Raw genomic sequence first — 6,943 nt, 5'->3', positions numbered from 1 at the left:
CGGACCGCGGGCCCGGCTGGCCGGCCTGGCCCGCTGGGCGCTCGCCCAGCTCGCCGCGCTGCACTCCCCCGGCACCCTCGACCTCGTGCTGATCAGCGCGGACCGGGCGCGCCCCGCCGAGGAGCGGGTGGCCGAGTGGTCCTGGCTCGGCTGGCTGCCGCAGGTCCGCCCCGCCCACGGCCAGGACTGCCGGCTGCTGCTGGCCTACGACCAGGAGCAGGCCGCGGCCCGTACGTCCGAGCTGGTGCGCCGGCTCGACGACGGCCCGCTGGGCCCGGGCTGGGCGGATGCCGATCGTGCGGAGATCTCCGCCGCCGCGGCCCGTCACCGGGGGCCGTACACCCTGGTGATCGTGGACGGCGACCCCGGCTCCGCCGCGCTGCGCGAGACCACCGCGCGGCTCGCGTCGGGCGGTCCGGCGGCCGGTATCCATCTGCTGTGCCTGGCCGAGACGCCGGCCTCCTCCCCCTCGTTCCCGCTGTCCGCGACGTACGAGGCGGCCCGGGCCGCCTCCCCCGCCTTCGGGGAGTGCGGGGCGGTCGCGGTGCTCAGCGGCGATGTCGCCACGGCGCTGCGCGTCGTCCAGCCGGGCACCGGCCCCCAGGGCACGGTCGCGACGGTGGACGCGGTCTCCGGCGCCTGGGCCGAGCGGTTCGCGCGGGCGCTGGCGCCGCTGCGCGAGGCCGACGCACCGGCCGGCGGCGCGGTCCCCCGCCCGGCCGTCCCGCTGCCGGAGGCGACGCGGCTGCTGGACGAGCTGGGGCTGGCCCGCGCCACCCCGGCGTCCCTGATGGCCCGTTGGGCCGCCGCCCTGGACGGCGACCGGGCGGGCGCCGCCGCGGTGCTCGGCGCCGGTCCGCACGGCCCGCTGTGCGCCGATCTCGCCGCCGACGGCGCGCATCTGTTCCTGGAGGGCGCGGCGGCCACCGGCAAGACCGAGCTGCTGCGCGCGCTGGCCGCCTCGCTGGCCGCCGCCGACCGTCCCGATCTGCTGTCGCTGGTGCTGGTGGACGGCGGGGGCAGCGAGCGCGGCGAGGGGCTGCGGGTGTGCACGGACCTGCCGCATGTCACGACGTATCTGGCGGCCTCGGAGCCGCTGCGGATGCGGGAGTTCGCCCAGGCGCTGTCCTCGGAGCTGAAGCGGCGCACCGAAATACTCGACGGCATCCCGTTCGCCGAGTGGCGCAGCAGGCATCTGCCGGCGCCGCGGATCATCGCCCCGCGGCGGGCGTCCGAGGGCGGCGGCCCGTCGGGCGGTGACCTGGATCCGTCGACGACCGGGACGCTGCGGCTGCGGGCCCGCAGCGGGGCGGCCGCGGCCGACGGTACGGCGCCGGTGGTGCCGATGCCGCGGCTGTTCGTGCTGGTCGACGACTTCGACGCGCTGGTGGCTCCGGCGCTGGGCAGCATGGGCCGGCCGGCCGCCGGTTCCGTGGTGCGGGCCCTGGAGGCGGTGGCCCGGGAGGGCGCGGCGCTCGGGGTGCATCTGATAGCCGCGAGCGGCCATCCGGACCGTACGGCCGAGACCGCCGCGAGCGAACGGGCCGGTCTGCGGGTGCGGTTGGGCGCCGCCGCCGGTGCGTCCGAACCGGAGCCCCCGGGCCGCGGCCGGCTGTACCGCACGGCGGACGGCTCCTCGACGCCGTTCCAGGCGGGCCGGGTGACCGGGCGGATACCCCGGACGTCCACCCTCCGGCCGACGGTGGTCCCCCTGGAGTGGGCGCGGATGGGCGATCCGCCGGCCCGGCGGCCGCTGCGCGAGCTGGGCAACGGCCCGACGGACCTGGCGCTGCTGGCCAGTGCGCTCCAGCGGGCCGCTCAGTCCTCGGGCGCCACAGCCGCCCCACCCCTGCTCTGAGCCCCGGGTGCCGCCCGTAACAGCACCGTCACGAAAGGCCAGTTGAGGCGGCAGGCGGTATTGCGGACCCCGCGGCCGGGGCGTAGGACTGTCGCACACCGACCCGCACGACGAGGCGCAGCGCAACCGCACCGCACCGCACGACGCGAACGGCACGGCAGGGGCGCCGCGGCACGACGTGGCACGGCTCTCCCCTCGCACCCGGCACGGCAGGCGCAGCGACAAGGGGCTACGGGGATGCGCAGACGACTCGACCGGACGGCGCTTCGCACCACGACCGCGGTGGCGGCCGCCGCGGCGCTCGCCCTGGCGCTGGGCGCCTGCGGCGGCAGCGGCGGCGGCACGGACCAGGCGGACGGCGGCGGCACGGGCGGCGGCACCGCCCCCACCGTGCGCCTGCCCCACCTCGCGGGCCAGAAGGTGCAGGTCACCGCGGTCTGGACGGGGCCGGAGCGGGCGAACTTCGTCAAAGTGCTGGACGAATTCGAAAAGCGCACCGGCGCCACGGTCGACTTCGTGCCCAGCGGCGACGACATGGCCGGTTTCGTCGGCTCCAAGATCGCCGGTGGCGGGCCGCCGGACGTCGCGATGCTCCAACAGGTCGGCGTGCTGCACGAGTTCGCGAAGAAGGGCTGGATCAAGCCGCTCGGCGCGGACGCCAGGGCGCAGCTCGCCAGGAACTACTCCCGGGGCTGGCGGGACCTCGGCGCCCATCAGGGCACCCCGTACGGCGTCTACTTCAAGGCCAGCAACAAGTCGCTGGTCTGGTACAACGCCCGGGCGTTCGACGACGCCGGCGCCAAGGTGCCGAAGACCTGGCCGGAGTTCCTCACGACGGCGCGGACGCTCTCCGACTCGGGCGTCGCGCCGGTCTCGGTGGGCGGCGCGGACGGCTGGACGCTGACCGACTGGTTCGAGAACATCTACCTCTCCCAGGCGGGGCCCGAGAAGTACGACCGGCTCGCGCGGCACGACCTCAAGTGGACCGACCCCTCCGTCAAGCAGGCGCTGACCACGCTCGGCGGGCTCTTCGGCCGCACGGACCTGCTCGCCGGCGGCACCTCCGGCGCCCTGCAGACGGACTTCCCGACCTCGGTGACCCAGACCTTCGGCGGCGGCACCCCCAAGGCCGCGATGGTCTCCTCGGCCGACTTCGCCGCCGCCACCATCGGCCAGACCAAGGCGAAGATCGGCACGGACGCCAAGGTCTTCCCGTTCCCCGCGGTGGGCGCGAAGTCCCCGGTGGTGACCGGCGGCGATGTAGCGGTGGCCCTCAAGGACACCAAGGCCGCACAGGCGCTGCTGACGTTCCTGGCGTCGACGGACGCCGCGAAGATCTGGGCCCAGGCCGGCGGCTTCCTCTCGCCCAACAGGAAGCTCGACCAAGCCGCCTACACCGACGGCGTGATGCGCACGATCGCCCGGGCGCTGATCGCGGCGGGCGACGACTTCCGCTTCGACATGTCCGACCAGGCGCCCGCCTCGTTCGGCGGCAAGCCCGGCCAGGGCGAGTGGAAGGACCTCCAGGACTTCCTGAAGGACCCGAGGGACGTCACGGGCGTCCAGGCCCGGCTGGAGAAGGACGCCGCGACGTCGTTCGGGCACTGAGCACCCGCCGCCGACCACCTCGACCGGGACCGGGGGACGACCACGATGAGCGCCGTACAGGTCAGCGAGGTCAGGAGGCGCGGCGGGCGCGTCCGGCGCCGGGTCCCGGGCAGCCGCCGGCTGGCCGCGGGGTTCCTGCTGCCGGCGCTGCTGCTGCTCGGGGCGCTGGTCGTCTACCCCATCGCCTTCTCCGTCCGCCGCAGCCTGTTCGACGCCGCCGGCACGGGCTTCGTGGGGCTGGACAACTACGGCGCGATGTTCTCGGACGACGGCATCCGTACCGCGCTGCGGAACACCGTCGTGTGGGTCGTGGTGGCGCCGGCGGTCTCGACCGTGCTGGGGCTGGTCTTCGCGGTGCTGACCGAGCGGATCCGCTGGGGCACCGCCTTCAAGCTGATCGTGTTCATGCCGATGGCGATCTCGATGCTGGCGGCCGGCATCATCTTCCGGCTGGTCTACGACCAGGATCCGCAGCGCGGGGTCGCCGACGCGGTGTGGGTGGCCGTCCATGACACCTTCGCCGACCCGGCGCCGTTCCCCGGTGCCCGGCCGCGGCCCCGGGCCGCCCTCGCGCCGTCCGGCGGCGGGGCGTTCAGCACGCGTGCGGCGGTCCGGGCGGGGTCGCCGGTGGAGCTGCCGCTGATCGCCGTCCGGCCGGACGACCTGCGCGGCGCCCGGCCCGCGGCCGAGGCCGCCGCCCGGCCGGGCGCGGTGACCGGCACCGTGTGGCTGGACTTCACCCGCGGGGGCGGCGGCCGCCCGGACGTCCTGGACCGCGGCGAGAAGGCGCTGGCCGGGCTGCGGGTCGAGGCCGTCAGGGGCGGCCGGGTGGTCGCCTCGGCGACGACGGCGGCCGACGGCACCTTCGCGCTGCCCGGCGACCGGGCCGCGGGCGCCCGGCTCCGGCTGCCCGCGGCCGACTTCGCCGAGGCCTACCGCGGCGTCGACTGGCTCGGCCCGGCGCTGGTCACCCCGGCCATCATCGGCTCCTACGTCTGGATGTGGGCCGGCTTCGCGATGGTGCTGATCGCGGCGGGGCTGGCGGGCGTGCCGCGCGAGCTGCTGGAGGCGGCGCGGGTGGACGGCGCCGGGGAGTGGCAGGTCTTCCGCCGGATCACGGTGCCGCTGCTGGCCCCGGTCCTGGTGGTCGTGCTGGTCACCCTCATGATCAACGTGCTGAAGATCTTCGATCTGGTCTATGTCATCGCGCCGGGCTCCAGCCTCCGGTCCGCCAATGTGCTGGCGCTCCAGCTCTTCCGGTCCTCGTTCGGCACGGATGTCGACCAGGGGCTGGGCAGCGCGATCGCCGTCTTCCTGCTGCTGCTCGTGCTGCCGGTGATGTACGTCAATCTCCGGCGCATCCGGAAGGAGCGTCGCCGATGACGACCGTGGAGCACACCGCGGCGGCCGGGCGGCCCCGGGCGGCCGGTGCGGGAGGTGCCCGGCGGCCGCTCACCGCCCGGATCGCGGCCCGGGCCGGCGGCGGGGCGCTGCGGATCTTCCTGGTCCTGGTCGCGCTGTTCTGGCTGATGCCCTCGGTGGGGCTGCTGCTGTCCTCGCTGCGCGGCCCGCAGCGCATCGCCTCGTCCGGCTGGTGGCAGGTGTTCACCGAGCCGGCCCAGCTCACCTGGGACAACTACGCCCGGCTGCTGTCCGACGGCAAGGTGACCGGGTCGCTGCTGACCACGGCGGAGATCACGGTGCCGGCCACGCTGCTGGTCGTCGCCCTCGGGTCGCTGGCCGGCTACGCCTTCGCCTGGCTGGACTTCCCCGGCCGCGACGGCCTGTTCCTGGTGGTCGTCGGGCTGCTGGTGGTGCCGGTGCAGGTGGCGCTGATCCCGGTGGCCGGGCTGTTCGGCGCGGTGGGACTCTTCGAGACGACGGCCGGGGTGATCCTCTTCCACACGGCCTTCGGGCTGCCGTTCGCGGTGTTCCTGCTGCGGAACTTCTTCGCCGAGATCCCGCGCGAGCTGCTGGAGGCGGCCCGGCTGGACGGGGCGGGCGAGCTGCGGCTGTTCACCCGGGTGGTGCTGCCGCTGGGCGGTCCGGCGATCGCCTCGCTGGGGATCTTCCAGTTCCTGTGGGTGTGGAACGACATGCTGATCGCGCTGATCTTCGCGGACAGCGGCCGTCCGCCGATCACCGTGGCGCTCCAGCAGGAGGTCCGGCAGTTCGGCAACAACATCGATGTGCTGGCGCCGGGCGCGTTCCTGTCGATGGTGGTCCCGCTGATCGTCTTCTTCGCCTTCCAGCGCCAGTTCGTCTCCGGGGTGATGGCCGGCGCGGTGAAATGAGACCGCACGGCGACGGAGTGCCGGAGCGCACGCCACCTGCTGTTCATTTTCCTCCCCCTACGATGCGGGTCCCGTGAAGCGCATGGTGCGACCCGGCTCCGTCGGGGAGACTGCCTGAGCGGCGCCGAAACGGCTCTCGAACCGAGCAGTGGCGCCCTCCCCCGGCCCGGCAGGGCCGCGCCCGTGCGCAGCGGGCCGCGACACCGGGTGCGCCCCGGACCGCGGAGCCGCCGCCCCACCGCGGGCGGCACCGAGCACATCCACGGCCGACCGCGCCGGAACATACCGCTCGAACCCCTCCCCCCACGCGTCGCATCACGTCCTACGTTCCCGACCGTCTGGAGACGGACCGCATGACTGCCCCCCTCGCAGAGAGCGCCGCACTTCCCCGCCCCACCCGGTTGTCCGAGGTCAAGGGCTGGTTCTTCACCGCCGACCAGCTGATGTTCGACTGGTTCCTGGCACACCAGCAGGAGCGGTCCGCACCGGGGGACCTGCTCGAACTGGGCGCGTACATGGGCAAGAGCGCGATCTTCCTGGGAGCGCGGCTGCGGGCCGGCGAGCGCTTCACGGTCTGCGATCTCTTCGACTCCCCCGCCGAGGACGCCTCCAACTCCCGGGAGATGCAGAAGTCCTACGCCACGCTGACGCGGCGCGCCTTCGAGGCGAACTACCGCGCGTTCCATGAGGAGTTGCCCACCATCGTGCAGGGCCTCAGCTCGGTCGTCACCGACCATGTCGAGGAGGGCTCGGTGCGCTTCGCCCATATCGACGCCTCGCATCTGCACGCCCATGTGCACGGCGACATCCTCGCGGTGCGCACGCTGCTCACCGCGCACGGCGTCGTGGTGCTGGACGACTACCGCGCCGAGCACTGCCCCGGGGTCGCCGCCGCCACCTGGCAGGCCGTCGCGAACGAGGGACTGCGCCCGATCTGCCTCACCGGCACCAAGTTCTACGGGACCTGGGGCGACCCCGAACCGTTCCAGCACGCGCTGCTGGAGTGGATCGCGGCCCGCGGCGACATCTGGCACGAGGTGCAGTACGTCAACGGCGCCCCGCTGATCCGGCTGAGCGCCAAGGGCGCCGGGGAACCGGCCCAGCCGGTCTCCCGGCACCGGCCCGCGGGCGCCGGGCGGCGGCCGCAGGGAGCGCCGCCGGCGAGCGCGAGCCGCCCGGCCCC

Annotated in this window: 5 protein-coding genes; all 5 read left to right on the top strand. The window is 74.8% G+C overall.

The window, feature by feature from the left end:
• On the top strand, positions 1-1,858 hold a 1,858-nt coding region (locus IEY78_RS33440), incomplete at its 5' end, for an FtsK/SpoIIIE domain-containing protein (protein WP_268240373.1).
• A 237-nt stretch (positions 1,859-2,095) separates the two neighbouring features.
• Positions 2,096-3,466: an ABC transporter substrate-binding protein gene (locus IEY78_RS33435; RefSeq protein ID WP_189104763.1), complete on the top strand. Its 1,371-nt coding sequence runs from the start codon at positions 2,096-2,098 to the stop codon at positions 3,464-3,466.
• A 45-nt stretch (positions 3,467-3,511) separates the two neighbouring features.
• Entirely contained in the window at positions 3,512-4,849 is a 1,338-nt protein-coding gene (locus IEY78_RS33430; protein ID WP_189104762.1) for a carbohydrate ABC transporter permease, read from the top strand.
• A complete protein-coding gene (locus tag IEY78_RS33425) occupies positions 4,846-5,760 on the top strand; it encodes a carbohydrate ABC transporter permease (RefSeq protein WP_189104761.1) in 915 nt (304 codons plus the stop codon). The genes IEY78_RS33430 and IEY78_RS33425 overlap by 4 nt, the downstream gene beginning before the upstream one ends.
• 353 nt (positions 5,761-6,113) lie before the next feature.
• The coding region (locus tag IEY78_RS33420) for a class I SAM-dependent methyltransferase (protein WP_189104760.1) at positions 6,114-6,943 on the top strand (830 nt) is incomplete at its 3' end.

Origin of the sequence: Streptomyces kronopolitis (assembly GCF_014646275.1) — a bacterium.
GTDB classification, from domain to species: domain Bacteria; phylum Actinomycetota; class Actinomycetes; order Streptomycetales; family Streptomycetaceae; genus Streptomyces; species Streptomyces kronopolitis.
Note: the sequence above shows the minus strand (reverse complement) of the source record. Positions and strands in the feature narration are given on the sequence as shown.